A 26,119-nucleotide genomic window follows, 5' to 3' on the forward strand; every position below is an offset into this window, starting at 1 on the left:
CGGACTCCGAGCAGGCCACCCGGCTGAATCAGAAGAAGTCGGCCCGCCGCACCCACTACTTCCACATCCTCTCCAAGCACATCGTCCAGCGGTGTGTTGACGAGGAAATTGGAGCTATCGTGGTGGGCGATCTCTCCGGCATCCGTGAGGATGAGGAGAACGGCGAGTCAACGGACTGGGGCAAGCACGGTAATCTTGATCTGCATTCGTGGGCGTTCGACCGGTTCACCGGCCTTCTCGAATACAAAGCCGAAATGGAAGGCATCACGGTCGAGAACGTGTCTGAGCGGGATACCTCGAAGTCGTGTTCGTGCTGTGGCCGGAAGCATGACGCGAACCGTGTTGAACGCGGACTGTATGTCTGCGATGAGTGCGGTACAGTGGCGAACGCAGACGTGAACGGCGCTGAGAACATTCGGCAGAAAGTATCTCCGAATTCACCGAATCTCTCGGTGAATAGGAGTAACGGCTGGTTGGCACAGCCATCGACGTTCCTGTTTGACAAGGAAACTGGTGCGTTCGCACCTCAAGAACACGTCACGTCGTAAACCACAATATCCCAACCCAGCGGTACGGTGCCGTGGGAATCTTCGCCCTTCAGGGCGGAGAGGATGTCAAGCCCTGGGGTTCCGTGAGGTCGTCCCGATCCCCACTGCAGTTCTCGCGCCCGTCCCGAAACGCTTTCACGGCGACGGAACGCGCGTTCGGCCATGCTCGAACGCATTCCGTTCGTTCCCGCGGGGACGACGCTCCCGCCGGCCCCGTACCTCGTCGTCGTCCTCCTCGCCGTCGGCGCGGTCGCGCTCGCGGTCCGGCGTCGCCCGCCGACGGTCACCCGTCGGCACGTCCTCGGGCTCGCGCCGTGGATGGTGCTCGGCTCCACCCTCCACGTCCTCTACGTCGTCGGGGCGCTCCCCCCGGTCCTCGCGCCGTTCGCGGGGTCGCCGACGGTGTATCTCACGGTGGCGTCGCTCGCGGGGGCGACGTGGCTCGCCGCGGAGTCGATAGACGCGGCGCGGGGTCGGGTGCCCGCGTCGCTCGCGGGCGTCGGATTCGCGCTGCTCGTTCCCGTCGTCGCGGCCGCGACGCTGGGCGGCGTCTCCCGGCCGGGCGCGTTCTGGTCCGCAGTCGCCCTGGCGGCGACGCTCCCCGTCGCCGCCCTCACATGGGGCGCCCTCATCCGGACGATCCCCGAGACGCGAGTGACCGGCAGCGTCGGTGCGCTCGCGGTGTTCGGCCACGCGCTCGACGGCGTGTCGACCGCCGTCGGCGTGAGCCAGCTCGGGTTCGGCGAGCGCACGCCGCTGTCGCGGTGGATCCTCGAACTCGGCGGGGTCCCGCCGCTCCCCGTGCTCGGCGAGGGGTGGGTGTTCCTGCTGGTGAAGCTGGCGGTCGCGAGCGTCGTCGTCTGGCTGTTCGCCGAGTACGTCCGCGAGTCGCCCGCCCAGGGCTCGCTCCTGTTGGGCTTCGTCGCCGCGGTCGGGCTCGGCCCCGGCGCACACAACCTGCTGTTGTTCGCCGTGGCCGTCTAAGCGGGGTGCGAAAGCGCTCGGCAGGGTACGCTCGGCGTCGGCGAGGAAACGACAGAAGTCGATGGTGAGGGATCGAACGGATAACGGCGGTGGATCGAACGGGTAACGGCGACGTACCGAGGCCGGAGTCAGTCCTCCTCGACGACTTCGGGGTCCTCGAGGGCGGACTGAAGCGAGTCGAGGCCGTTGACCCACTCGGAGACGAGCCCGTACTCGAGCTCGTCGACGAGCTCGATGTCGAGGGGCTCCCCGTCGATGATACGGGTCCCCGCCTGCACGACGTAGCCGAGCGCGGCGTCGAAGTCCTCGCCGGCCTCGGCGTCGGCGGCCGCGCGGACGAACTCCTCGACGTCGCCCTCGACGACGCCCCCGACGACGAACTCCTCGGCCGCGTAGAAGACGGGAACGAGCGACGTCTGCACGCCGTCGATCAGCATGACTTTGTCCTCGTCGTCGAAGTCGACTTCCGCCAACACGACCTCGCGGATCGCGTGGATCTCCTCGACCGCGCGGTCGTCGTCGATGAGCCCGTCGTCGAGCGCGGCGAGGACCTTCGCGATCGCGATCGCGGCGTCGTCCTGGAGGTTCAAGAGGAGCCGCGCGGAGTCCTCGTTTTCCGGATCGAGCTCCTCCTCGTCGACGCGGGTGAGCCAGTTCTGCCAGCGTTCCTCGGAGTAGAACGTTTCTACGGCCTCGTCCTCGGTCATACCCCATACGTCTCCCGGACGCTTCAAAGGCCTTTCCTATCGATCGCCCCGCGAGACGGCGTCGCACTCGGTCGTCTGCGCGTGAGGTCCCCTCGCCCGCTCCGCCGCCATCGATTCGCCCGCCCCGTCGCCTCGGGCTACTCCAGCGTCGCCTCGGTGTCGATCCCGTACACCGCTGCAGGCGTCTCGACGTGGGCGTTGCGGACGGCGTCCGCGTGGCCCTCCGACAGCAGCCAGCGGACCCGTCGGGGGACCGTCTTCGGCCCGAGCACCGCGCCCGGCTTCTCGGGGTCGTCGACGAAGTCCGTCTCCATCAGGAACGGCCGACCCGCCTCGGCCGCGCGCTCTAACCGGTCCTTCTCGCTCATCACGCTCGGCACGGGCCCCGCGAGGCGGCCGGCCGCGTAGTGTTTCACGACCCGCCCCGGGTCGAGTCCGACCGACGCGGCGGCGTCGGCGAGGTCAGTCAGGTCCTCGCTGGCCTCGGTGTGGAGCTGGACCGCACAGTCCGCCGTCGCCGCGCGCTCGAACGCGTGCCGGGTGACGGCGTTGGAGGCGTCCCACACCGCGTCCGTCACCTCGTAGTGCGGGCGGCCGGACTTCAACGCGAGCGCGCGCCCGTCGGCCACGAACTCCGCGGCGACGTCGATCCCGCCACACATCAGTTCGCGGGCGGCCGCCGGCGTGAAGCCCCGATCGTCGACGAGGCGGCTGATCAATCCGGGATGGACGCCGAGAACCGGCCAGGCGCGTCCCGGAAGGACCGCGTTCGCGTCGGCGACCGCCGCACACGTCTCCTCGAAGACCGGTCGGAAGTCCTCGGGGGCGTCCGGCTCGACGCCGAGGTGCCACGAGGGCTTGTTGACGACGAGGAGGTGGGTCCCGCCCAGACGGACGAACTCCTCGACCGCCTCGATCCCGCGGCCGTGCCGGGGATCGAGGTGGAGGTGGTTATCGAGCACCGGCGTGTCGAGGTCCTCGTTCATACCCGTCGGTGGGACCCGGCACGCCATATGGGTTGTGCGTCGTTCGCGGCGGCCCGATCACGCCTCGCCGTACACCGGCACCGCCGCGCCGCTGGTGACCGCCGCGGCGTCCGAACAGAGGAACAGCATGACCTCGGCGACGTCGGTCGGGTCGACCCAGGCGTCGCTCGGCTCCATCTGCTCCCGGTTCGTCGGCGTGTCGAGCACGCTCGGCAACACCGCGTTCGCCCGGACCGTCCCGAGGTTCTCCGCGGCCAGCGTCTCCGTCAGAAGGCGCACTCCGGCCTTGCTCGCCCGGTAGAGACCGTCGCCGGTGCCCCCCTCGAGCGAGGACCGCGCCGACACGGAGACGATCGCGCCCTCGGTCTCCCGGAGGTGTGGGACGACGTGTTTGCTCGTCAGGAACGTCGTCCGCAGGTTCACGTCGAACAGCAGGTCGAACTGGTCGGCGTCGGTCTCGTCGACGGGGTCGCCGCCGCGCCACGTCCCCGCGACGTTGAGGAGGTGATCGATCCGGCCGTGGTCGTCGACGACCGACGCCACGACGCGCTCGACGTCCGTCTCGTCCGTCAGGTCGGCCTCGTAGAAACTCGTCCCGCCGTCCGGATCGAGCCGTGAGTCCTCGTCGTCCGGCGTCCGGACGTCGACCGCCGCGACCGTCGCGCCCGCATCGCGGAACGCGTCGACCGCCGCGCTCCCCAGCGCGCCGGCCGCGCCGGTCACCAACGCCACGTCGCCGTCGAAGTCGAACCGTACGTCCATGGTTAATGTTGTCATTCGACAGGCATAAAGGCGGGCCTTCGCTCGCGGCACCGGTTATTCCTCGCGACCCCCCGCATGCGAACTCTCATGACGTCGGACGCCGAACCCCGGTCATGCGAAGCCCGGTCGCGGTCGTCGCGCTCGTCGTCGTCGGTCTCGTGCTGATGGCGAACCCGATGTACCTCCCGATCGCGATCGGCGAGCCGACCCCGGCGTACACGCACGTCGTGCAGCCGGCGGGCCCGGACACGCCGACCGACGAGGGGGGCGAGGTCGTCGACCGGGACGCGCTCGACGGCGACGCCGGAGCCGCGTTCGACCGGGCGCTCGACGCGGACGAGGGCGGGTTCGTCGTCGAAGACCCGGACGACCGAGCCGGTTCGTTGGCGTATCCGACCGAGCCGAGCCCCGGCCACGGACTGATCGTCGTCGCCCACGAGGGGACCGAGTACGAGTTCTGGACGCGGACGGTCGAACGGGAGCCGGGCATCGTCGTCGCTCAGCGCGTCGTCGTCCAACCGGTCGCCTTCCTCGTCGGGTTCCTCGCCGTGATCGGCGCGGTCGCCGTCGGCTTCCGCGAGCGGCTGTGAACCTCGTGGTGCCCCTCTCCCTCGACCCCCGTCGGAGCGTTCCCGGCGGACACAACGCCTATACCGCCACCGGGTCGAGGGGGCGTACGTTTCACGATCCATGACGTCCCCCGCCTCCGCCCGCTCGACGGCGACCCGGCTGAGCGGCGCGGTCCGGGAGCGGGTGCGGATAGACGCGCGGTCGCTGGCGCTGTTCCGGATCGTCGCCGGCGTCCTGATCGTCGCCGACGTGCTGTCCCGGTCGCGGAACCTCGTCTTCTTCTATACCGACGAGGGGGTGGTTCCGACGTCGCTTGCGGTCGCAGCGGAGCCGGCGGCGGCGTACTCGGTGTACACGCTCGCGCCGACGCCCGCCGCGACGGCGGCGCTGTTCGCGCTCACCGCGGTCGTCGGCGTTGCCCTCGCGCTCGGCTACTACACCCGCGTCGTGACCGTCCTCGCGTTCGTCCTCGTCGTCTCGCTCGACCTGCGGAACCCGTTCGTGTTGAGCTTCGCCGACACGCTGTTCGCGACGCTGTTGTTCTACGCGATGTTCCTCCCGCTCGGCGAGCGCTGGTCGATCGACGCGGTCGCCGCGGACCGTCCCCGCCGCGGGTCGGTCGCCGGCGTCGCGACCGCGCTCGTGCTCGCACAGATGGTGACGATGTACCTCGTCAACGGCTACCACAAGACCGTCTCCGAGCTGTGGTGGAGCGGGGAGGCGACCGTGCTGATCCTGGGGATCGACGAGATCACCTTCCTGTTCGGCGACGCCCTTCGCGCGTTCCCGACGCTGTTGCAGGCCGGCGGCCTCCTCTGGTTCGGCATGCTACTCGGCGCGTGGCTCCTGCTCGTCCTCCGCGACCGTCCCCGCCACCTCCTCGTCGCGGCGTTCGCGAGCGTCCACCTCTCGCTGGCGCTCACCGTCCGTATCGGCGCGTTCTCGTACGTCTGTCTCATGGGGTTGACCCTGTTCCTCCAGCCGTCGGCGTGGCGGGACGGCCGTGCCGCGGCGGACCGGATCGCGGCGAGCCGGATCGCGAGGCTGGCCTCGGCTGGCCGAGCGACAGCCGCCGGCCTCCGGACCCGCGCCGCCCGCCTGCGGGAACGAGCGATCGTCGCCGCGGAGCGGGTTCCGCGCCCCCTCGTCGCGGCTCCGCTGGCACGTCTCGTGGTTCGGCGTGCCGAGTCGGTGTTCGGCCGGCGCTTCGAGCCGACCCGGCGCACCGCCGGAGCCGTCGCGGTCGTCGCCGTGGCGGTCGCGATCGGCGTGCTCGCGTCGCTGTCGGCGGCCGGGGTCGTCGACGACGACACCCCCCGGACGGAGGTGGAGGCGGGGGCGGCGGCGCTGGTCGACTTTCAGGCCGACTGGTCCATCTTCGCGCCGAACCCCCGAACGGTCGACCGTTACTACGTCTTCCCCGCGGTGACGACCGACGGCGACCTCGTCGACGCCCGCAACGACCGCGAGCTCACGTACGACCGCCCGTACGACCGCCTGCAGCGACAGCACGCCACCTATCGCGAGCGCTTTTATATGGCGTCGCTGCCGGGGACCGACGACGAGCCGGTCGCCGACCACCTCGTCGACCACCTCTGTGCGACGTACGAAGCGGACGACGGCGCGACGCTCACGCACGTGAACGTCTACCGGATCTCCGAGTCGATCACCCGGGAGACGATCGACGACCCGGCGGGCCGCGAGCGGACCGAGATCCGCCTCTCGCGACACGCCTGTGACGACGGCGAACCGCGGACGATATCGCCGCCCGGCGACGATCGGTCGTGACCTCGGAGCGGCGTGGGGCTCGACAGTGCCGCGAGCTACGACACCGCTGTGAGATCCGGAGCCCGCAAGCTACGACGTCGTGAGACCCGGACCCCGCGGACACGACAACCCCCTTGATAACTCATGGCAAGCCGTTATCCCGACACACGCCGTCGGATCCCGCGGAGGGTCGTCGTCACACGCTCCCTCCCCTTTCGTTCGGTTTCGTATCGCTCCGGACCGTCGTCCTCGCCGGGCGGGACGGACAACGATAAACCTCGTCCCGGCGTGGCAGCCGTATGACTGGCTCGCGGACGACGATCGGCACTCGCCTCGCTGTCGCGTTCCTGATCGCCGTCGCGCTCGTCGTCGGGGGCGCTGCGGCCGTCGCGGAGGGCGGGGATCCGGGGAGCGAGACGTTCGCCTTCGCGGGCGTCGAGGAACACGACCGGCTCGGGGCCGAACCGACCCACGCCACCGCCGACGCCGAGACCATCGAGCTCCGGAACGAGCTGTTCCGCACCGAGGAGCGCGGCACCGTCGGCGTCACGGCGCGCCTGTCGATCCCCGACCGCGTCACGGAGCTCCGGATCACGCTTCTGAGCGAGCGGACGGGTCCGGCCGAGGCCGACGGGTTCGAACGCGACCCGGACGCGGAGGAGGGACGGGACGCGTGGGTGTGGGACGGCGAAACCGATCGCCCGTCGATCACGTACGCGATGGTGGCCAACGACACCGTCGACGGGACGGGACCGCTCGCCGCCGGCGGCACGTATCGGTTCGTCGACGCCGGCGACTGGGCGCTCGTCCGCACGCCCCGCGCCGACGTCACCGGCCGGTTCACCGGGGGCGGGCAGGTTCGGATCGAGCGCGAGAACGTCGTCGAGGGGGACGGGGTCGCCTCGCGGGCGATCGCGTTCCTCGGCCCCCACGAGGAGCACGTTCACGAGGCCGCCGGCCAGCGGTTCCGGCTGGTCGTCCCGCACGCGGCCGATCCCGTGGCCCCGCCGAACGAAGTGTTCGAGGCGTTCGAGGGCACGGCGACGGCGCTCCAGGTCGGTGCGCGCGACGACGAGGTGTTCGCGGTGGCCGCACCGGGGAACGTGTCGTGGGCGGTTCGCGGGCTCCAGACCGGTGACGCGGACCTCTGGGTGCGCGACGAGGAGCCGGCGGCGACGGCCGACGACATCTGGTCCCACGAGTACGTCCACACGCGCCAGTCGTACGAGGCCGATCCCAGCGTGGCCTGGTTCACCGAGGGGAGCGCGACGTACTACGCCGCGCTGTTCGCGCTCGAGCGCGGAGCGGCGGACTTCGACGGATTCGAGCGCACGCTGGCCCGCGGCGAACGCGAGCCGGCCGCCTCGTCGGTCCTCTCGGACCCCGACGCGTGGGAGGACAACGCCGACTACACCAAGGGGTCGCTCGTGGCCGGCGAGATCGACCGCCGGATCCGGCTGGCCACGGACGGCGAGGCGTCGCTCGCGACGGTCTTCCGTGACCTGAACGACGCCGACGGGCCGGTCACGGGCGCGACGTTCCTCGACGGGGTCGAGTCGGCGGTCGCGGCCGGCGGCGACGCCGAGTCCGCCGCCGCGGTCCGGGACGAGGCGGAACGGCTAACGACGACGAACGCGACCCCCGACACGTGGGACGTGGAGGCCCACGAGGCGGCGTTCGGCGCGACCCCCGCACAGGTCGGGTACGGGCTCGACGCCGACGGCGTCCGTGCGACCGGCGAGCACCGGAACCGGACGGTCGCTCGCGATCCGGTCCAGCTCGTCACGGGCGAGACGCTCGACCTGACGCTTCTCGCGCGAAACACGGGCGGCGTCGACGGGAGCTACGAGCTGTCGCTGACGATCGACGGGGAGGCGGTCGATGCCCGATCGGGGACGGTCGCCGCCGGCGACGAGTCGACGGAGCGCTTCGAGCACGCCTTCACGGAACCCGGCGAGTACGCGGTTCGGGTCGGGAGCGAGACGCTCACCGTCGTCGTCTCCGAGCCCGCGCCCGTGGCCGTCCGCGACGTCGCCGCCAGCCCGGACCGTGTGTCGGTGGGGGACGCCGCCGTCGTCTCCGCGACCGTCGGCAACGACGACACCATCCCCGCCGGCGGCGACGTGACGTTCCGTGTCGACGGGGAGACGGTCGCGACGGAGCCCGTCAGGCTGGATGCCGACGCGGCGGCGACCGTCGAGCGGGAGGTCGTCTTCGAGGACCCCGGAACCGCGACCGTCAGCGTCGTCGCCCCGGACAGCGAGGCGTCGACGACCGTAACCGTCGCGGACGACGCTTCAGCCGACGGGATCGGTGACGGGATCGTCGACGAGACGGTCGGCGACGTCCCCGGCTTCGGGCCGGCTGTCGCCGTCGTCGCCCTGCTTTCGATGACCGCGCTCCTCGCCCGTCGGGACGGCCGCTGACGGCGATCGCGTTGTCGTTCGTGCTCGTGATCGCGTCTGTCGCTCGTGTTCGTGTCCGCTGCTGTGGGGCGGAGGGTAGCTGGAGTGCGGGTGCGGGCTAGCCGACTCCCAGGTGACCGGTTAGAAGGGTGCGGTGGGCCCCTCGTCGTCGGAGCCCTCGCGGGTCGCGTTTCGGGACGCGCCGTCGTCCGCCTCCGCCGCCTCCAGCTGGCCGACATCGCGCTCCCACGCTTCGATCCCGCCGCGGAGGCTCTCGACGCGGGCGCCGGCGGCTCCGGCGTAGCTCCCGACGAGCTCGGCCGCCTGCCGGCTGGCGATCCCGTGCGGGCAGACGGTCACGATCCGGTCGGTCCCGTCGAGCTCGGCGACCCGGGTCGTCAGCTCCGGGAACGGGATCGACTCGCTGTCCGGGATGTGGCCGCGATCGAACGCGCGTCGGTCGCGGATGTCGACGATCCGAAGGTCGCCGTCGGGGTCGTCGAGCAGGGCCGCCAGCTCGTCGACGTCGATCTCGCCGTCCATCAGGGGAGCGGGCAGAGGCTCGCCGTGATGACGGCGCGTTCGTCGGTTTCGTTGCGGGCCCCGTGGACCGCGCCGCGCTCGTTCAACACGACCGCGGGCGGCGAGAGCGTCTCCGCCGTCCCGTCGCGGACGATCGTGGGCTCCCCCTCGACGACGTGGAAGACGTTCGTCGCGTCGGCGTGTTCGTGCGGGTCGAGTTCGGCTCCCGGACCGAGGACGAACGCTTTCACGAGGACGTCGTCGGTGACGACGAGCTCCGCGCTCTCGATCGTTTCCGGCTCCGGGTCGAGATCGCCGACGGCGTCGGCGTACCGGTCGAGCGTCATACGCGGACGATCGTCACGCGTACGTAAAAGTTGTCGGCGAACGGTCGCGGCTCGATCGGCGGATCGAACGGCCACGGTCCCCAGCGATGGGACGACCCGCCCGCACCGTCGAACCGGGCGGCCGGACGGCACGGGCGGATCGTGTGCCTCGTCGCGGGACGACCGCGCACGCGGCGTTCCCCCTTCCGTTTCCCTTTCCCCCTCTCCCCGATTCCCGGGACGAACCCAGCCCTAACCCCGGAGCCGCGAACGAGGCGGCCCCAACGGGGGACGAGGGGGATCGATCACACGCGAGGCCGATCAGGTGGTTCGCGTTGGTCGATTCACGTCAAACGGGTCGTCCCGGACGGATCGCGTCACGCAGGGCACCGTGGCGCTCCGGGCCGCCGGCGGATCCACTCACGCGATCGTCCCCACCGAACCGCCGGCGATCCCGCTGACTGCGTCGCCGAGGTCGTCGAGCGCCCCGGACAGGAACCCGTCGATGGCGTCGAGCAGGTCGCCGACGAACTCCGGGACGGGCCCGGGGAGCTCATCGGGCGGCCCCGCGTCGTCGCTGGCGTCCCCGTCCGGGCCCGCGTCGGCGAGCGCTTCGACGCCCCCGTCGGCGGGAGCGACACCGGTCGATGAGCCGGCCATGACCGCACCCGCGGCCGCGCCGGTCGCGATCAGTACCGTCGCGGCGAGCGCGACGAGCAGCGTCGTTCGAATGGCGTGCATCGTGGACCCCGCTCGGGGCGCGACCCCTTTCAATATCGACGACCGTTTAGTCGATTGGTGCCGGATCAAACCGGATCAACGCTCGTTTCGGGGGTCGTTCGTCCTCGACGCCCGGTGCCGTGTCCCGTCATCACTTGACGTGGATCGGTCGTCCCTCGATCGATGTCACAGGGGTGGATGATCCATGATGGTGTATCTATCCACCGAACGGACGCGGCGGATAACCACGATCCCGGTCCTTTTTACCCGTCCCGACGCCTCCTTCAGGTATGACAGAGGTCATCGACGGCGAGGCGGTCGCGGCCGACGTTCGAGCGGACGTCGCCGACAGGGTCGAACTGCTCGAGCACGCGGGCGTGACCCCGGGCCTCGCGACCGTCCTGATGAGCGATGACGCGGCGAGCGAGACGTACGTCTCGATGAAACAGCGCGACTGCGAGGAGGTCGGCATCGAGGGGATCCACGTCGAGATCGACCCGGACGCCCCCGCGTCGGAGCTGTACGGGACGATCGACGACCTCAACGACCGCGACGACGTCCACGGGATCCTGGTCCAGCTTCCGGTCCCCGAGCACGTCGACACGCGGCAGGTGCTCCGGCGGATCGACCCCGAGAAGGACGTCGACGGGTTCCACCCCGAGAACGTCGGTCGGCTCGTCGCCGGCGACGCGCGATTCAAACCGTGTACGCCCCACGGCGTCCAGAAGCTCCTCGAGGCGTACGACGTCGAGACGGAGGGGGCCGACGCGGTCGTCGTCGGCCGCTCTGACATCGTCGGGAAGCCGATGGCGAACCTCCTGATCCAGAAGGGGCCGGGCGGGAACGCGACGACGACGGTGTGTCACTCCCGGACGCGGGACCTCGAGGCGAAGCTCTCGAACGCGGACATCGTGGTCGCGGCGGCCGGGATCCCCGAGTTCGTCGACGGCTCGATGCTCAAGCCGGGCGCGACCGTCATCGACGTCGGGATCAACAAGGTCGACGCGGAGACGGAGAAGGGGTACGCGCTCGTCGGCGACGTCGACTACGACTCCGCGAGCGAGGTCGCGGGCGCGATCACGCCCGTCCCCGGCGGCGTCGGGCCGATGACGCGCGCGATGCTGCTGTACAACACCGTGAAAGCGGCGGGGATCCGGCACGACGTCGACGTCGGCCTTCGCTGATCCGGACGCAGTTCAGTCGGCCCGGACGCAGTTCCGCCGATACGGACTCACTCCCCACGATTACGGATCTCGATCCGGCCCTCGATCGCGGGATCGATCCCGTGTTCGTGCGCGTAGTCGGCGAGCACCTCGTACTGGATGTCTGCTTCGCCGATCCGGTGTCGGCTCTCCAGGGTCGGGAACTCGTGATCGGAGTGGAGCAGGTACTCCGACGTCGCGACGGTGTAGCGGCGCTCGGGGTCGATCGGCTCCCCGCCGACGGTCGCCGCCGCGACGACGGTCGCCTCGTCGTCCCAGACGACGCGCGCGTTCGAGACGTGCCCGTGCCACCAGTCGTCCTCCCCGAAGTCGACGTCCGGGGCCGCCATCTCCCGGAACACCGCGGCGAGCTCCGTCCCCGTGACCGACGTCAACACGACCGGCTCCTCGAACGGGATGAGGCTGATGAGGTCCGCCTTCGTCACGTCGCCCTCGAACGGGTCGCCCTGCCGGAGCCCGCCGGCGTTCGAGAGCCCGACGTCGGCGTCGTGGACCCAGCGGAACGCGTCGGCGACGAAGTTCCCGACGCGGCACTCCCCGCCGTGGACCACGTCGCCGTCGCGGGAGATCGGCCCCGCGACCCGCCCGACGACCTCGTCGAGGTCGGCGACCTCCATCCGCCGGGCGAGGAACCCTTCGAGCTCGGCGTGTGGGGTCGCGCCGTCCGGCTCGTGGAGGGTCGCCGTGGGGCGGTCGCCCGAGAGGTCGATCTCGACGACGGTCTCGCCGTTCACGCCGGGTCTGACGACGAGCGTCCCGTCCACGTACTCGTTGCGCCGGCTGTGGACGTGGCCGCCGAGGACGGCGTCCACGTCGAGCTCGCGGGCGATCTCGTCGTCGCCGCCGCCCAAGTGTGAGAGGACGACGACGTGGTCGACGCCGGTGTCGTGGTCGACCTCGCCGCCGTCGGAGTCGACCTCGCCGCCGTCGGCCCCGACCCCCGCGCTCGCCGCTCGCATCGCCCGGATCGCCTCCCTCCCGGCGTCGATCGGGTCGTCGAACGAGAGGGGTGCGGCCATCGGGTTCAGCGAGTCGGTCGCGGGGTCCGTGAGGCCGACGAACCCGACGGTCGCGCCGTCGACCCGCCGGACCGTCCACGGGAGGACGCCCTCGGCCCGGCCGAACGGCTCGCCCGCCTCGTCGCGGACGTTCGCCGACACGAACTCGACGGGGGCGTCGGCGACGAGCCCGCGGAGGGAGTCGGGACCGTAGTCGAACTCGTGGTTGCCGAACGTGTCGAGGACGGTGTCGGTGGCGGCGTAGAAGTCGTGTATCTGTCGACCCTTCGCGACGAGCGAGAGGACGCCGGGGGCCGTCGTGTCGCCGGTGGCGACGACGGCCGCGTCGGGACCGTCGAGCGCGCGGATCCGCCCGGCGAGCCGAGCGGCCCGCTCGGGGGTATCGAAGACGTTCTCGATGTCTGAGTAGTGGACCAACCTCGCCATCTACCCGATGGGAGTCGCCGGACGGGGTAAAAGGGCTCGGAGGGGTACGGAACGGCATGCGCCCCGCTCGCATGCCCGGATCGCATTGAAAGCGCTTTTATGATGGCCGAGCCAACCCGGTGGTACAGCCTCTTCGGGGTTGATGATGTGCCGTTCCGATAGGGACCGACCACGGGACGGACACGCGAGCCCACGGGGAGGATAGGTGAACAACTATGGCAGTTTACGTAGACTACGAAACCCCAGCCGACCTCGCCGAGCGAGCCCTCGAGGCTCTCGAGGTCGCCCGAGACACCGGTACCGTAAAGAAAGGCACGAACGAGACCACGAAGTCCGTCGAGCGCGGCAACGCCAAGCTCGTCTTCGTCGCCGAGGACGTCTCCCCCGAGGAGATCGTGATGCACCTCCCCGAACTCGCAGAGGAGAAGGGCATCCCGGTCGTTTTCGTCGACACCCAGGACGAGGTCGGCCACGCCGCGGGCCTCGAGGTCGGCTCGGCCGCCGCCGCCGTCGTCGACGCCGGCGACGCCGCCGACGACGTCGAGGACATCGCGGAGAAGGTCGAGGAGCTCCGGTAATCCACCATGAGCGCAGAAGAGGGCATCGGCGACTCGACCACCGCCGAGGTGATCGAGGTCGTCGGCAAGACCGGGATGCACGGCGAGGCCATGCAGGTCAAATGCCGCATCCAGGAGGGATCGAACCAGGGGCGAATAATCACCCGAAACGTCCTGGGACCCGTCCGACTGGGCGACGTGTTACAGCTCCGCGAGACCCAGCGTGACGCCGACTCCATCGGAGGGCGATAACGATGGTCGAGCGACGCACCTGCGATTTCAGCGGCGAGGAGATCGAGCCCGGTACGGGCACGATGTACGTCAAGACCGACGGCACCATCCTCCACTTCGTCGACTCGAAGGCCGAGAAGAACTACTTCCTCGGGCGCGAGTCGCGTGACCTCGAGTGGACCGAGGAGGGGCGAAAGGGAGGCGGTGAGCAGTGAGCCACCACGACGAGCGCACGTTCGTGATGGTCAAGCCCGACGGCGTCCAGCGCGGCCTCATCGGGGAGATCGTCTCCCGCTTCGAGGACCGCGGTCTGAAGCTCGTCGGCGGCAAGCTCATGCGGATCGACGAGGAGCTCGCCCACGAGCACTACGGCGAGCACGCCGACAAGCCGTTCTTCGACGGCCTCGTCGAGTTCATCACCTCCGGCCCCGTCTTCGCGATGGTGTGGGAGGGCGCTGACGCCACCCGACAGGTCCGGAGCATGGTCGGCGAGACCGACCCCGCCGAATCCGCGCCGGGCACGATCCGCGGCGACTTCGGGCTCGACCTCGGCCACAACGTGATCCACGCGTCGGACCACGAGGACGAGGGCGCGAACGAGCGCGAGATCGGCCTCTTCTTCGACGAGGACGAGCTCGCCGACTACGACCTCGACACCGCGGCGTGGGTGTACGAGGACGCCGAACACTAACCCGCAACCCAACCCGCAACCCACGCCGACCGGTCACGGCGACGTGCCGTACCGACGTCGGCGACCCGGTCATCGACCGGGACCTCCGACCGCGAACGGTTCCGTTCTCCCGTTACGACGGCCGCGAGCGGCCGTACCGTTGACACACCTCGTTTCCGGTGAAACCACGGCTCGGAGGCGCTCGTGTCGCTCGTTTTTCGTTTTCAGGCGTTTATAAAGTACGCCGAACCCACGGCGGCGACGGCGTCGCACGCGCCGGACGGGGCGCTACGCCAGCGCGATCACGTTCCCGGACGGGGACGCTACACCGCCAGCGCGATCACGGTCCCGTCCTCGGCGACGACGAGGACCTCCGCGGTCCCGTCGCCGGTCACGTCGGCGAACAGCGGGGGCGCGTACACGACGGCGTCGCCGGCGGACCCTCGGGCGACCGCCTCGCCGTTGCGGTTCATCGCGAGGACGCCCCCACCGCGGTTCACGACGACCACTTCCGCGGTCCCGTCGCCGGTCACGTCGGCGACGCCGGGCGCGTTCACGCGGGTCTCGCCGCCGTACTGCTGTTTCCAGACGACCTCCCCGTCGAGGAGGTCGACCGCCCACACGTCGCCGGTGCCGCCGGCGTGGATCCGCCCCGCGTCGGCGTCGCCGACGTCGATCGGCACGTCCTGAAGCCCGACCTCGTAGCGAAGCGACCCGTCGAGCGCCTCCAGGGTAGTCAGCGTTCCGTCCGCGTTCCCGAGCGCGACGATCCCACCGCGCCGGGTGTCGGCGGCGTTCCAGCTCAGGGCGGTCGCGTCCGTCGGCTCCGACCAGCCGATCCCGCCGTTCGCGTCGACGACGGAGACCGTTTGCCCCGCGGTCGTCTCGGTGAGGACCGCGAGCCCGCCGTCGGAGCGCGTATCGGAGTCGTCGGGGTCCGCCCCCTCCGTGGCGTCCGTTCCCTCGACCGCGAGCGGCCGGAGCACCGGATCGCCGTCGAGTTCGGTCTCGAGAACGACCGTGCCGCTCGCGTCGACCGCGAGGACGTGCCCCCCCTCGGAGACGGCCGCGAGCTCCGTGGTCCCGTCGCCGCGCAGGTCGCCGAAGGCGGGCTCGATCCCGCCAGTCCCGTCGAGCGGGACGACGAACCGCTCGGCGCCGTCCGCCGCGTTCACCGCGACCAGCTCACCGTCGGGGCTGGTGTACGCGACGACGGGGTCGCCGCCGAGCGTCCCGGCGACGAGCCCGCCGATCCCGCCGGGGTCGGTTCCGTCGGGGAGAGGGGTCGTCCATGCCGGATTCCCGTCGGCGTCGATCGCGCGGATGACGGGGTCGTCGCCGTCGGTCGCCGGTTGGATCACGCGCGGGTCGCCGTCGACGGTGGCGACGACCGCGCCGGTGCCGTCGTCGCCGCCGGCGGGGTCGGATTCCCAGACGATCTCGGTGTCGACGGTCGCGTCGTCGAGGCCGACGAACGCGAAGACGGCGACGCCGACGCCCGCGGTGCCGCCGGCGAACAGGATCAGGGTCGCAAAGAGGACGCGACGGTCCATTGCCGGAGGTTGGTGGGTCGCGGGGATACCGCTGTCGGATGCGGCTACCCATCCACGCCGTCCCGGGGCGACCTATAAGAGGCTGCCGACGTGGTCGGCGTGGTTCGGGCCGGCGGCCGCTCGGAGCGTCTCGGGGTCGCGCTCGCCGTTCAGGTTCACGAGGTAGACGGCCCCGTCGCGGTCCCCGTACGCGTGGTGAAAGTCGTAGACGAAACCGTACACGTCGGCGGCGGCGGCCTCGTCGCTCCCGCGGACGAACGCGACCTGCTCGTGGACGTTGTACTCGACGAGCTGGTCGTGAGCGCTGTCTTCGGGATCGGTCACGTCGACGGCGGGGTGCTCGAGCCCCGATTCGACGACCGGAACGAGCTCCGCGACGTCGGCTCGAACGCCCGGCTCATCGGGGTACTCGCCCGTTTGGGCCGCCACGAGCGCCGCGCCGATCGCGCCACAGCCGGTGTGGCCGACGACGACGACGACCCCGGTGTCGGTGTGCGCGAGCGGGTACGCGACGCTCCCGGAAAGCACGCGGTCGCCGTCGACGACGTCGACCGCGCGGTTGCCGATGTTGCCGACGGTAAAGAGGAAGCCGGGACGGTCGGCGGCCCACATCCCCTCCTGTGGAACGCGGGAGTCCGAACAACAGACGGAGACGACCGGCGGCCGCTGGGCATCACGGCAGTCGTCGAAGGCGGCCCGATCCAGCGCGGCGACGTGGGCGTCGTTGCGCTCGATCAGCTCGGCGAGCAGACGACGGGTCATGGGCGACTGTTCCGGCGAGCGGCCTAAAAGGGATCCGCCCCGCCGACCGTGTTCTACCGACCGCGTCCCGACGAACGGCTGCACGGGCGTGAGCCCGTCGCAGGCGCGCCCTTTTATAAGACGAGGCCGATCGCCTGATACAGGAGGCCGACGACGAAGACGCCGATGAGGGCGACCGTCGCGACGACGACGGCCGGCGCGAGGACCTCGTCGTCCTCGTCGAGGATGAACTCTTCCATGTCGGAGTCGTCGTCGCCGTGACGTTTGAAGGCTTCGCTCGGGGGACGCCGAGACGGCCGAGGCACTCGCGTACGTCCGGCGTCACCCGTTCCCGTGGCTCCCGTGAGGGGATCCCGGCGGACGCGTTCATCTCCCACTACGATCGCGGCGGGGACCGAACGGCTCCCGCAGTCACTCGAGGGGCGTCCGCCGGTTCCGGAGGTCGCCGTCACAGTTCGGACAGCGATCGGGAGCGCCGTCCGACAGGACGACGGTCCCACATTCGAAACACTCGTACGGGCTTTCCCCCTCGTGGGCGAGGTCGACGTCTATCATAGTGGGATCAGGGAGCGTCGGCGATCGGTGCCGAACGCCCTACCAACGTGTAATAGGAGTATAAGGGAATATGTGGTCGTTCGATATCGAACGGTTCACGACGGATCGGGGTTTGATACTGAACCCTACGACGTCACGCCTCGCTACGAGTCGGTCGCGGCCGCGGGGTTCCCCTCGTCGAACAGCGTCGCGAACAGCTTCCGCTGGACGGTCCTGGCGTGCTGATAGAACGCGGTCGGCGAGATCCCGAGCGTCTCGGCGACCTGCTCGCCGGTGTGCTCGCGCGGCGATTCGAAGTAGCCGCTGTAGTAGGCGGTCTGGATGACTTCGAGTTGGCGGTCGGTGAGTCGTTCGAGAAACGTCGCGTAGAGGTCGTGGTCGGCCGTCTGATCGACCGTCCGCTTGGCGCGCAGCTCCACGTCGGAGAAGGTCCCCCGCACGAGCCGGGCGATGTGTCGGACGTCGATGCCCTCGGAGACGTCGATCACGAGCGTCGTCTCTCCCGGGGCGGCGGTCGCCTCCCGGACGAGCGCACCGTGGTCGGCGAGCTCGAGCGCGAGGAACGGTTGGGTCAGCCGCAGGCGGAGGACGCCGCCGTCTCCGTCCGCGCTGATCCGCCGAACGTCGTCGACGGCGACCAACGCGTTGGCGGCCGCTTCGACCGCGTCCATGGGTGCGTCCGAGACGGTGACGAACACGTATCGGCCGTCCGCCGTCTGTTGGACCCCCCCGTGATACGAGAGGGTACACCCGGCGTCCCGGGCGAGCCGTGACAGCACGAACGCGGGGTCGTCGACGGCGAACTCGACGCGGGTCACGGACGTCGTGAGGAGCGCGTTCTTCCGCTCGATGGCGCTGAGGGCGGACGCGATCGTTTCGCCGAGCTCGGAGAGGACCGCCCGAGCGGTCCCGTCGAACGCGTCCCGGGTCGTCGCGTACACCGTCAAGACCCCGTGGGTCAGGTCGTTGTACACGAGCGGGACGCTCACCACGGACAGGAAGTCGCGAGCGAGCGCGTCCCGTCGCCACGGCTCCTCGTGAAGCCCGTCGGCGACGTCGGCGATCAGCGTCGTCTCCCCGGTCGCCGCGGTCCGCCCCGCGGGCTCGACCCCCTCCGCCGCCACCACGAAGGGCCGGCTGTCCAGGTACCCGCTCCCGTCGCCGCCCCACGCCCGCGGTTCGACCGTCCCCCTCGCCGGGTCGGCCGTCCCGATCCACGCGAAGGCGAACCGGTCGTCCGCGGTCAATCGTTCACACACCGCCCGGTCGATCCCCTCGCGCGTCTCCGCCCTGACGACCGCCCGGTCGATCTCGCGGATCGTTTCGTTGACGCGGTTCAGCCGCGTGAGCTGCTCGTTCTGTTCCTGGAGCCGACGGTCCTGTTTCCGGAGCGTCGACTCCCGCCTCACCCGATCGAGCGCCGCCTCCGCGGTCGCAGCGAGCAGGTCCGTCAGCTCGCGGGCCACCCCGTCGAAGACGCCGACCTCGTCCGAGCCGGCGACGAGCACGCCGTGGTCCCCGAGCGGGACGTACGCCGCGCTCCTGAGGCCGGTCGCCGGGTTCTCGAGCCGGTCGTCTTCGTGGACGTCGTCGAAGAACAGCGGCTCGTTCTCGACGAAGCTGAAGCCGGGAAGCGTTCCCCCGTCCGCGTGGACGGTCGGAAGGGGGCCGTTCAGGTCGCGCATGGCCGCCGAGCGGGCGACCGGCCGGAGGTCGTTCGCGTCGGCGTCGAAGAGGTACACCGCGCTCGCGTCCATGTCGAGGACTCCCGCCGTGTCGTCGACGACGTGTCCGGCGATCTCCGCGAGCGTCTCGGCGTACAGGAACTCCCGGGCGGTCCCCTGTAGCGTCGCGAGCGCCTCCTCGCGCTGTTTCCGTTTCGTGACGTCACGACAGCTGTAGAGGACGGTCCCGTCCTGGATCGACACCTCCCGCACGTTGACCAACAGCGTGTGCTCCCGGCCGGCCTTGTCGGTCGCCGTACACTCGATGTTCTTGAGGACGCCGGCGTCCGCGAGCTCGTCGCGGTCGAAGAGGTCCGCACCGAGGAGGTCGTCGATCGTTCCCAGCTCGCGGATCTCCGCGGCGGTGTAGCCGAACACGAAGTGGACGTTGGGACAGACGTACGTGTACTCGCCCGCCTCGTCGGTCATGAGCACGGTGTCGGTCATGTTGTTCAGCGTGACCCGGTGGAGCTCCTCGGACCGACGGAGGTCGCGCTCGAGGTCGACGCGATCGGTGATGTCGACGCTCTCGACGACTATCGAGGCGAGGTCGCCACGCCCGTCCTCGACCGGGTGGACCGAGAGGTCGACGACGCGACGCGCGCCGACGGTCGACGGACGGCGGACGACCGCGTTACCGAACCGCCCGTCGATCGCCCGCTCGACGAGCGACTTGACGTCCGCACGCGTACCGGGCGGCGGCGCGGTCGCCCCGTCGATCCCGTTCCCTCCATCATCCCACCACGGAAGCGTCCAGAACGGCTCGCCGACGAGCCGGTCGACGTCCGCGTCGATCGCCGCGGTCGCGGTCCCGTTCGCGCGGACCAACGAGCCGCCCCGGTCGAGCACCCACGTCGCCGTCCGCGGGTCGTCGAAGATCGCGTCGAACTGTCGGGCTCGTTCCTCCCGGGCGGCCGCCCGGTGTGCGGACCTCACGGCCCGGTCGATCCGGTCCAACAGGCCGTCGAACGCTCGCGATCCCGGCTCGTCGAGCGCGACGTAGTCGGCGACTCCTGCCGCGAGCGCCTCGCTGGCGAGGCGCTCGCTTCCGGTCGCGGTACACAACACGAACGGGACGGACGGCGGGGCGTCCTGAAGCCGTTCGTGCAGTTCGATCGCGGTCGCGGCGGCGTCGGCCGGACCCGTGCCGTCGGCCGGAGCCGTCGCATCCACCGCGTCCGTCACGTCTGCCGTACCGATCGCGTCCGACACGTCTGCCGTACCGATCGCGTCCGTCGTCTCCTCCTCTTGGGCCACCGTTCGCTCGGCGACGACACAGTCGACCGTCCCGCGATCGACCGCGTCGAGGGTCGCGGTCGCTGTCTCGGCCCTCGTAACGGTCACCCCGTCTCGCGACGATGCCGCATCGAGGAACGGTCCGAACCAGTCCGCGCTCCCGGCGAGCAGGACGTGGGTGGACCCCGGCGCAGTTTCCGGCGGGTTCATGGTTCGATATCACACCCCCGACCGCAAAAGGTTCGCCGATCGTCCCGCTGTCCGCCCGCTCGTGTCCGGGCCGGGGTCGGACGGCCGACGCAGCGTTCGCCGGGAGAGGGCCGGGCGGGGAGGACGGTCGAGAGAGAAGGTCGAAGGAGTCGAGTGCGGAGACGGAGAGCGGCAGTCGAGCGCGGAGACGGAGAGCGGCGGTCGAGTGTGGAGACGGAGAACGGCGGTCGAGTACGGAGGACGAGGCGTGGACACTGCCCCCGTGGCGGAGAATGTCAACACGCGTCTCCCATGACTTATGAGGATGTGGCTGCTACACCACCTGTGAGCGAAGAATCCGGGCGACGGAACCTCCGTATGCCCTCGAACGACGAAGTGTTCGCCGTCGTCACAGAGCATCTCGGCGGCAACCACGTCCGCCTCCGCTGTGTGGACGGGAAGGAGCGTCTCGGTCGGATCCCCGGCCGCATGAAGTACCGAACGTGGATCAACGAGGGCGACGTCGTCGTCGCCGAACCGTGGTCCTGGCAGGACGAGAAGGCTAACGTCGAGTGGCGGTACACCGACGAGGACGCCGACCAGCTCCGCCGCGAAGGACACATCGAGTAGCCCCTCTCGATTTCTCGAAACGCCGCCCGCCGAGCGCTCGCGCCGCTCTCACGCGAACCGGACGATGAGCACGACGACGAGCAGCAGCTCGAACCCGACGAACCCGATCGCGATCAGCCAGTCGCGATACGTCCGAAGCCATCCCACCGCCCCCCGTCCGAGGGAGCCCGTCCGCGGGGATCCGTCCGGCTCGGTTCCGTCCGGTTCGGATCCCTGCGAGCCGGCCTCCGCACCCGCGTCGATTCCGGACTGCGGGACGTATGCGTCGTCGATACACCACCCCACGTCGGGATCGAACGTCGCCGGAACCCGGCTGCCCACGAGGTCATCGAGGTCGAGCGGCGAGACGCCGACCGCGGCGAGGAACGCGAGCAGGTCGGGACACGCCGCTAACGAGCCGTTCGAGGGGCCGTCGAACCGCTCCGTGTGGGTGGCGTCACCGTGCGGGGGTCGGAACTCGACGACGACCTCGTCGCCGTCGCGGACCGACCGCACCGCGGTGACGACCAGGACGTCCGCCTCGTCGTTGAGGTACGCCTCCTCGAGGCGACGCTTGAGCGTCGGGTCGACCGTCGACCGATCGGCCGCCGCCGACGCGCTCGGTCGGTCGGCCGTCGCTCCATCCGCCATCGACTGATCGGTCGGCGGGTGGTCCCGGGAGGGCTGATCGGGCATTCACGCGAGGGTACGTGACTCGATCGCATAAGCACACGGCCCCCGCACGGCGCGTTCGACGCGGCCCCTCGCTACCTGCCGGCGCGGCCGCTACAGGATGGTGTCCTGCCCGCATCCCCGGGAGCTTTATCGACCGTCGCCCGCGAAAGAGGAGACGATGACCTGCGCCGGCGTTCCGACACGACGCATCGATCCACGGACATCGTGCATCGGTCCGCGGACATCGTGTATCGATCCACGGACACCGCACGTCGATCCACGGACACCGCACGTCGATCCGCGAGGACCGCAACGACTCGCCACGCGAAACGCTCCCGCGCGAGACGCCGTCCGACGGGGATGGATCCGTGAGTGACGCGTCCGACGCGGACCGCTCGACGGAGCTCGCCGAGCTCGCGCGGAGCCTCGTTCGGATCCCGACGGAGAACCCGCCCGGAAACGAGGGGCCCGCCGCCGAGTTCGTCCACGAGTGGTTCCGCGACGCGGGGATCGACGCGACCCTCCTCGAGGAGCCCGACCCCGACCGGCCGCAGGTAGGGGCCCGGGTCGGCGAGGGCGGCCCGACCGTCGTGTTGAACGGCCACCTCGACGTCGTCCCCGCGGGCGACCCCGAAGCGTGGTCTGCGGACCCGTACGAGGGGGCGATCGAGGACGGCCGGCTCTACGGTCGCGGGAGCGCCGACATGAAGACCGGCGTCGCGATCGCGATGCTCGTCGCCCGCGACCTCGCCCCGGAGATCCGGTCGGGAGAGCTGTCGGGGTCCGTGGTCGTCCACGCGGCCATGGGCGAGGAGACGGCCGATCCGGGCACCCGAACCCTGCTCGAACGCGGCTTCGACGGCGACCTGGGCGTCGTGCTCGAACCGACCGACTTCCGGGTCGCCACGAGCACCAAGGGGCTCGCCGTCTACCGGGTCACGGTCCACGGCGAGGCCACCCATGCGAGCCAGCCCGACGCGGGCGTGAACGCCATCGACGCCGCCCGACCCGTGCTCGACGCGATCGACGAGTACGACGCCGACCTCCGCGGCCGGGGCGGCTCGCTCTGCGGCGGCGCGTTCGCGACGGTGACGGAGATCGAGGCCGGCACCGAATCGAACCTCGCGGTGGTTCCCGACCGCGCCGAGCTGATCCTCGATCGGCGGGTGTTGCCGGACGACGACGTCGACGACGTCGACGCCGAGGTCGACGCGCTGCTCGATCGGGTCGCCGCCGAACACGGCGTCGACGCCGAGTGGGAGCGGATCCAGACGTACGCGTCGTCGTCGGTCCCGGTCGACCACCCGCTCGCGACCGCGCTCCGCGAGCGCTCCGTCGACGCGGTCGGTCCCGACGGCGGCGTGAGCGAGCCGTGGGGGATCGAGGCGGCCACCGACGCGCGGAACTTCGTTAACGACGCGGGGATCCCCGCGGTCACGTGGGGGCCGGGCGACCTCGATCAGGCGCACACGGTCGACGAGTCGATCCCGCTCGCCGACGCGGACACTGGGCGCGCGGTCCTCGAGGACGTCGTCCGCGAGTTCATCCGGTAGGGCGCTCCTCGCCGGCCGACCCGTCGGCGTCACTGCTCGCTTCGCCGGCCGACCCGTCGGCGTCACTGCCTGCTTCACCGATCGTCCCGTCGGCGACCGTCGGCGTCGCCCGCTCGTGGAACGCGCGCGTGTAGGACGCGAGGTCGAACCGGTCGGCCTCGACCTCGTGGAGCGCCCGCATCGTCGACGGGCTGGCGGCCGGCGACGAGACGATCGACGCGCCGCCGGTCGCCGTGCGGGACAGTAGCCACTCGGTGACCGTCCCCATCGCGGGCCACCTGGCGTCGGACCGCACGACGGCGACCCGCCACGCCGTCTCGCGGGCGGCCCGGAGCGCCGTCGCCGACCAGCGCTCGTCGAGCCCGTGCATCGTCTCGCCGACCCGCGAGAGACCCGGCGCGTACCGCTCCGCGAGCAGGTCCCGTTGGATCGCGACGAGCCGCGCGAGGATCGCATCGACCCGACGATGGTCCGCGTACTTCCGGTCGCGGTCCGGGTCGATTCCGACGTCGGACAGCGTCAACGCGAGGTCGTACCCGATGTGCGCGTTGATCCCGAGAAACGCGTCCTGAACGACGAGCGCGTCGCCGCGGACCGCGGTCCCGAACGCGACGGTCCACGGGTCGGGGACGTCGCCAACGGCCCCACGCTCGAACGCGAGGAACGCCACTCGATAGTACTCCGCGAACCGGACGAGGTAGCGGCGCATCCACTCGCCGTCGTCGAACTCCCCGTCATCGATGGCCGCCGCCGTTCGAGCCGTCATCTCGGTGTACACCGTGAGGAACACCGACCGTCGGTCGCCGCGATCGACGAGCCGGCGTTCGAGCCGGCCCAGCCGGTCGGCGACGTCGGCCACCGACGTGAACGGCTCCGTTACGGGCGCGATCAGCTCCGGATCGGCACCGCCTCCGCCGCCGGAAAAGTCGGCCGGGTCCAGTCTGATCCCGCGCCACAGCCGCCGCAGGACGTCGGCGTCGAGCAGGAGCCCGGCCGCGGAACCGTCGTTCATCGCGCCACGTTGGCGACGGCGGGGCTTAAACGTCCGCCGGGTTTCCCTACTCGCGGAACAGTCGGAAGGATCCCTGTCCGACGACGACCGCCCGGGACCCGTCGTCGGTCGTGCTCGTGACCCGCATCTCGCTGACGCCGATCGACCCGCCCGACCGGACGACCTCGGCCTCCGCGCGCAGGTCGCCGGTCGCGGGGCGGAGGTAGTTGGTCGTAAGGTTCACGGTGGCGACGCCGCCCGTGGACGGGTCGTCGAAGACGGTGCGCTGGGCGACCCCGCCCGCCGTGTCGACGAGCGTCGCCGCGACCCCGCCGTGGATCGTCCGGCCGTCCGCGTTCGTCAGCGTCTCGTCGAACGGGATCGAGAGGACGATCCGGCCCCGCTCGACGACGTCCACGGACGTGTTCAGCCACGAGAGGTAGCCGTGTTCCTCTTCTATCCGCCGCTCGATCCGGGCGATCGCCTCCTCGGGCAGCGGCTCCATCTCCGTCGGGTCGAACTCGGCCATGCCGCCACGTCGTCGTCGGGCGGCTTGTACGTCGGGAAACCCGTCGAAACCGACGGGCGGTTTATCGGTCGCCGACGTCGCCTCCACGGACCGTCTCAGGCGTCGTATCCCGCGTTGTCCATGAGGTTCGAGAACTGCTCGGTGCCGAGGGCGTCCTCGTAGACGATCCCCGTGAGCATCCCGCCGGGGTAGGTGTCCCCGTTCATCACGTGGTTCACCTTGTGACAGTGCATCGCGTAGATGCCGGGGTCCGCGTCCGCGGTGAACTCCAGCGTCTTCCGCTCGGCGGGCGCGATACTGGTCACGTCCTCCTTGTGTCTGGCCGCGTCCGGGATCACGCCGCCGTCCTTCTCGACCACCTCGAAGCGGTGGTTGTGCGTGTGCATCGAGTGCGACTCGTAGCCGTTGTTGGTGACGTGGACCCGCACGCGATCGCCCTGCTCGACGATCATCGGCGACCCCTCCTCCGGGTGAAGGCTGTACGGGGCGGCCCGTCCGTTCACGGTGAAGACGTCCGGGTTCCGGTCGCGGTGGCTGAAGTCGACGTCGCCGCCCGCCGTCGACGCGGACAGCCGCGTATCCCAGTCTTTGACCGTCACGAAGAACTCCTTGTCCGGGGGTTCGTAGTCGACGGGGTCGACCCGGAGGATCCCGTACATCCCCAGATCGAGGTGGTTCTGTGTCTGGAAGTGACAGTGGTAGAGGTGCGTCCCCGGGACGTCCGCCGTGATCTCGTAGGTCCCCTCCTCGCCGGGCGCGATCTGTTGGCCCGTCGTCGTCGGCGCGCCGTCGTCCATCCACCGCTTCGACAGCGCGTGGACGTGGAACGTGTGCGGTCGCGAATGCTGCGTGTTGTCGTAGGTGATCTGCATCTCCGTACCCTCCGTCACTCGGAGGAGCGGCCCCGGGACGCTCGGGTCGCCGTCGGCGGTCTTCCACGCCCACACCTCCGGAAGCTCCCAGGGGCCGCCCGCAGCGTCGTCGCCCAACAGCTGGTGTCGACACGCCTCCGTCGAGAGCGTCACCGCCCCGTCCCGTGCGTCGAGGTCGACGACCTCCGGAGGCGACGTGTACGGGTAGTCCGTCTCGACGTCGGTGGAATCGCTCGCGCTCCAGTCGTCCCCGACCGCGACGCGCTCCGGTTCGGCGTCCGCCTCGGCCGCCGCACCCCCTCCACTAGCGTCCGGGGCCGCACAGCCCGCGAGCGCGAGGACGCCGGCCGAACCGGCCGCAGACAGGAAGCCGCGTCGGGTCGCGATACGCCGTCCGTCCGCGTCGTAGTCGGTCATACAGATCCCTCTCGGTCTGGACGGGACCTAA

28 protein-coding genes are annotated in these 26,119 nt (G+C 70.5%); 12 read left to right on the plus strand and 16 right to left on the minus strand.

Annotated features, from left to right (window positions below):
- Nucleotides 1-548, plus strand: a 548-nt coding sequence (locus tag GRS48_RS05065; RefSeq protein WP_159484204.1) for an RNA-guided endonuclease TnpB family protein, incomplete at its 5' end; no start/stop codon positions are given.
- 162 nt (nucleotides 549-710) lie between these two features.
- On the plus strand, nucleotides 711-1,532 hold the full coding sequence (locus GRS48_RS05070; protein ID WP_159484206.1) for a DUF63 family protein: 822 nt from the start codon (nucleotides 711-713) through the stop codon (nucleotides 1,530-1,532).
- A gap of 128 nt (nucleotides 1,533-1,660) precedes the next feature.
- Here the strand turns inward: GRS48_RS05070 and GRS48_RS05075 are convergent, their stop codons facing one another.
- From GRS48_RS05075 to GRS48_RS05085, 3 genes are all read right to left on the minus strand, one after another.
- Nucleotides 1,661-2,239 (minus strand): DUF2150 family protein, encoded by a 579-nt coding sequence (locus GRS48_RS05075; RefSeq protein WP_159484208.1) that lies wholly within the window; start codon nucleotides 2,237-2,239, stop codon nucleotides 1,661-1,663.
- Between the two features lie 137 nt (nucleotides 2,240-2,376).
- On the minus strand, nucleotides 2,377-3,225 hold the full coding sequence (locus GRS48_RS05080) for a TatD family hydrolase (protein ID WP_159484210.1): 849 nt from the start codon (nucleotides 3,223-3,225) through the stop codon (nucleotides 2,377-2,379).
- A 57-nt stretch (nucleotides 3,226-3,282) separates the two neighbouring features.
- Nucleotides 3,283-3,987: an SDR family oxidoreductase gene (locus GRS48_RS05085; protein WP_159484212.1), complete on the minus strand. Its 705-nt coding sequence runs from the start codon at nucleotides 3,985-3,987 to the stop codon at nucleotides 3,283-3,285.
- A gap of 113 nt (nucleotides 3,988-4,100) precedes the next feature.
- On the opposite strand from GRS48_RS05085, the gene GRS48_RS05090 reads away from it, so the two are divergent.
- The 3 genes from GRS48_RS05090 (at nucleotide 4,101) to GRS48_RS05100 (ending at nucleotide 8,750) form a co-directional block, all read left to right on the plus strand.
- Nucleotides 4,101-4,577 carry a hypothetical protein gene (locus GRS48_RS05090; protein WP_159484214.1) on the plus strand — a complete coding sequence of 159 codons (477 nt, stop codon included), beginning with the start codon at nucleotides 4,101-4,103 and terminating at the stop codon, nucleotides 4,575-4,577.
- Between the two features lie 100 nt (nucleotides 4,578-4,677).
- Nucleotides 4,678-6,345 (plus strand): HTTM domain-containing protein, encoded by a 1,668-nt coding sequence (locus GRS48_RS05095; protein ID WP_159484216.1) that lies wholly within the window; start codon nucleotides 4,678-4,680, stop codon nucleotides 6,343-6,345.
- Nucleotides 6,346-6,623: 278 nt separating this feature from the next.
- Entirely contained in the window at nucleotides 6,624-8,750 is a 2,127-nt protein-coding gene (locus GRS48_RS05100) for a PGF-CTERM sorting domain-containing protein (RefSeq protein ID WP_159484218.1), read from the plus strand.
- A gap of 120 nt (nucleotides 8,751-8,870) precedes the next feature.
- Here GRS48_RS05100 and GRS48_RS05105 read toward each other — a convergent pair whose 3' ends face one another.
- The 3 genes from GRS48_RS05105 to GRS48_RS05115 all read right to left on the minus strand — a co-directional run bounded on the left by GRS48_RS05105 (nucleotide 8,871) and on the right by GRS48_RS05115 (nucleotide 10,318).
- The gene (locus GRS48_RS05105; RefSeq protein WP_159484220.1) at nucleotides 8,871-9,272 is read right to left on the minus strand and encodes a rhodanese-like domain-containing protein; all 402 of its coding nucleotides are present in this window, start codon (nucleotides 9,270-9,272) and stop codon (nucleotides 8,871-8,873) included.
- On the minus strand, nucleotides 9,272-9,598 hold the full coding sequence (locus GRS48_RS05110; RefSeq protein WP_159484222.1) for a cupin domain-containing protein: 327 nt from the start codon (nucleotides 9,596-9,598) through the stop codon (nucleotides 9,272-9,274). Before GRS48_RS05110 ends, GRS48_RS05105 begins: the two co-directional genes overlap by 1 nt.
- A 399-nt stretch (nucleotides 9,599-9,997) precedes the next feature.
- The gene (locus GRS48_RS05115) at nucleotides 9,998-10,318 is read right to left on the minus strand and encodes a hypothetical protein (RefSeq protein WP_159484224.1); all 321 of its coding nucleotides are present in this window, start codon (nucleotides 10,316-10,318) and stop codon (nucleotides 9,998-10,000) included.
- A 269-nt stretch (nucleotides 10,319-10,587) separates the two neighbouring features.
- Between GRS48_RS05115 and GRS48_RS05120 the strand changes: the two genes are divergently transcribed.
- Entirely contained in the window at nucleotides 10,588-11,481 is an 894-nt protein-coding gene (locus GRS48_RS05120; protein ID WP_159484226.1) for a bifunctional methylenetetrahydrofolate dehydrogenase/methenyltetrahydrofolate cyclohydrolase, read from the plus strand.
- Between the two features lie 47 nt (nucleotides 11,482-11,528).
- Here GRS48_RS05120 and GRS48_RS05125 read toward each other — a convergent pair whose 3' ends face one another.
- Nucleotides 11,529-12,965 (minus strand): bifunctional UDP-sugar hydrolase/5'-nucleotidase, encoded by a 1,437-nt coding sequence (locus tag GRS48_RS05125; protein WP_159484228.1) that lies wholly within the window; start codon nucleotides 12,963-12,965, stop codon nucleotides 11,529-11,531.
- 215 nt (nucleotides 12,966-13,180) lie between these two features.
- On the opposite strand from GRS48_RS05125, the gene rpl7ae reads away from it, so the two are divergent.
- Genes rpl7ae through ndk form a run of 4 tightly spaced genes read left to right on the plus strand, consistent with a single transcriptional unit; the run spans nucleotide 13,181 to nucleotide 14,444 of the window.
- Complete coding sequence (gene rpl7ae, locus GRS48_RS05130; RefSeq protein ID WP_159484230.1) at nucleotides 13,181-13,543, plus strand: 50S ribosomal protein L7Ae; 363 nt, start codon at nucleotides 13,181-13,183, stop codon at nucleotides 13,541-13,543.
- Nucleotides 13,544-13,549: 6 nt separating this feature from the next.
- Complete coding sequence (locus tag GRS48_RS05135) at nucleotides 13,550-13,774, plus strand: 30S ribosomal protein S28e (protein WP_159484232.1); 225 nt, start codon at nucleotides 13,550-13,552, stop codon at nucleotides 13,772-13,774.
- 2 nt (nucleotides 13,775-13,776) lie between these two features.
- Nucleotides 13,777-13,968: a 50S ribosomal protein L24e gene (locus GRS48_RS05140; RefSeq protein WP_159484234.1), complete on the plus strand. Its 192-nt coding sequence runs from the start codon at nucleotides 13,777-13,779 to the stop codon at nucleotides 13,966-13,968.
- Nucleotides 13,965-14,444 (plus strand): nucleoside-diphosphate kinase, encoded by a 480-nt coding sequence (gene ndk / locus GRS48_RS05145; protein ID WP_321168303.1) that lies wholly within the window; start codon nucleotides 13,965-13,967, stop codon nucleotides 14,442-14,444. Before GRS48_RS05140 ends, ndk begins: the two co-directional genes overlap by 4 nt.
- 302 nt (nucleotides 14,445-14,746) lie before the next feature.
- On the opposite strand, the gene GRS48_RS05150 is transcribed toward ndk, so the two are convergent.
- The 5 genes from GRS48_RS05150 to GRS48_RS05165 form a co-directional block, all read right to left on the minus strand.
- On the minus strand, nucleotides 14,747-15,976 hold the full coding sequence (locus GRS48_RS05150; protein WP_159484236.1) for a PQQ-binding-like beta-propeller repeat protein: 1,230 nt from the start codon (nucleotides 15,974-15,976) through the stop codon (nucleotides 14,747-14,749).
- 72 nt (nucleotides 15,977-16,048) lie between these two features.
- Complete coding sequence (locus GRS48_RS05155; RefSeq protein WP_159484238.1) at nucleotides 16,049-16,738, minus strand: carbonic anhydrase; 690 nt, start codon at nucleotides 16,736-16,738, stop codon at nucleotides 16,049-16,051.
- A gap of 113 nt (nucleotides 16,739-16,851) precedes the next feature.
- Nucleotides 16,852-16,977, minus strand: coding sequence for a hypothetical protein (locus tag GRS48_RS15315; protein WP_255473063.1), 126 nt, complete (start codon nucleotides 16,975-16,977; stop codon nucleotides 16,852-16,854).
- Between the two features lie 172 nt (nucleotides 16,978-17,149).
- Nucleotides 17,150-17,293, minus strand: a complete 144-nt coding sequence (locus tag GRS48_RS05160; RefSeq protein WP_159484240.1) for a rubrerythrin-like domain-containing protein — start codon at nucleotides 17,291-17,293, stop codon at nucleotides 17,150-17,152.
- 143 nt (nucleotides 17,294-17,436) lie between these two features.
- Complete coding sequence (locus GRS48_RS05165) at nucleotides 17,437-20,463, minus strand: bacterio-opsin activator domain-containing protein (protein ID WP_159484242.1); 3,027 nt, start codon at nucleotides 20,461-20,463, stop codon at nucleotides 17,437-17,439.
- A 324-nt stretch (nucleotides 20,464-20,787) separates the two neighbouring features.
- On the opposite strand from GRS48_RS05165, the gene eif1A reads away from it, so the two are divergent.
- The gene (eif1A, locus tag GRS48_RS05170; RefSeq protein WP_321168304.1) at nucleotides 20,788-21,072 is read left to right on the plus strand and encodes a translation initiation factor eIF-1A; all 285 of its coding nucleotides are present in this window, start codon (nucleotides 20,788-20,790) and stop codon (nucleotides 21,070-21,072) included.
- Nucleotides 21,073-21,120: 48 nt separating this feature from the next.
- Here the strand turns inward: eif1A and GRS48_RS05175 are convergent, their stop codons facing one another.
- Complete coding sequence (locus tag GRS48_RS05175) at nucleotides 21,121-21,747, minus strand: hypothetical protein (protein WP_159484246.1); 627 nt, start codon at nucleotides 21,745-21,747, stop codon at nucleotides 21,121-21,123.
- Between the two features lie 347 nt (nucleotides 21,748-22,094).
- On the opposite strand from GRS48_RS05175, the gene GRS48_RS05180 reads away from it, so the two are divergent.
- Nucleotides 22,095-23,279 carry a M20 family metallopeptidase gene (locus GRS48_RS05180; RefSeq protein WP_321168305.1) on the plus strand — a complete coding sequence of 395 codons (1,185 nt, stop codon included), beginning with the start codon at nucleotides 22,095-22,097 and terminating at the stop codon, nucleotides 23,277-23,279.
- Here GRS48_RS05180 and GRS48_RS05185 read toward each other — a convergent pair.
- From GRS48_RS05185 to GRS48_RS05195, 3 genes are all read right to left on the minus strand, one after another.
- A complete protein-coding gene (locus tag GRS48_RS05185) occupies nucleotides 23,269-24,291 on the minus strand; it encodes a DUF5995 family protein (protein WP_159484248.1) in 1,023 nt (340 codons plus the stop codon). The genes GRS48_RS05180 and GRS48_RS05185 overlap by 11 nt on opposite strands.
- A 46-nt stretch (nucleotides 24,292-24,337) precedes the next feature.
- Nucleotides 24,338-24,799: a PaaI family thioesterase gene (locus GRS48_RS05190; protein WP_159484250.1), complete on the minus strand. Its 462-nt coding sequence runs from the start codon at nucleotides 24,797-24,799 to the stop codon at nucleotides 24,338-24,340.
- 95 nt (nucleotides 24,800-24,894) lie between these two features.
- Entirely contained in the window at nucleotides 24,895-26,088 is a 1,194-nt protein-coding gene (locus tag GRS48_RS05195; protein ID WP_159484252.1) for a multicopper oxidase domain-containing protein, read from the minus strand.
- Nucleotides 26,089-26,119 lie beyond the last annotated feature (31 nt).

Source organism: Halorubrum sp. JWXQ-INN 858, assembly GCF_009806985.1.
Lineage (GTDB): Archaea > Halobacteriota > Halobacteria > Halobacteriales > Haloferacaceae > Halorubrum.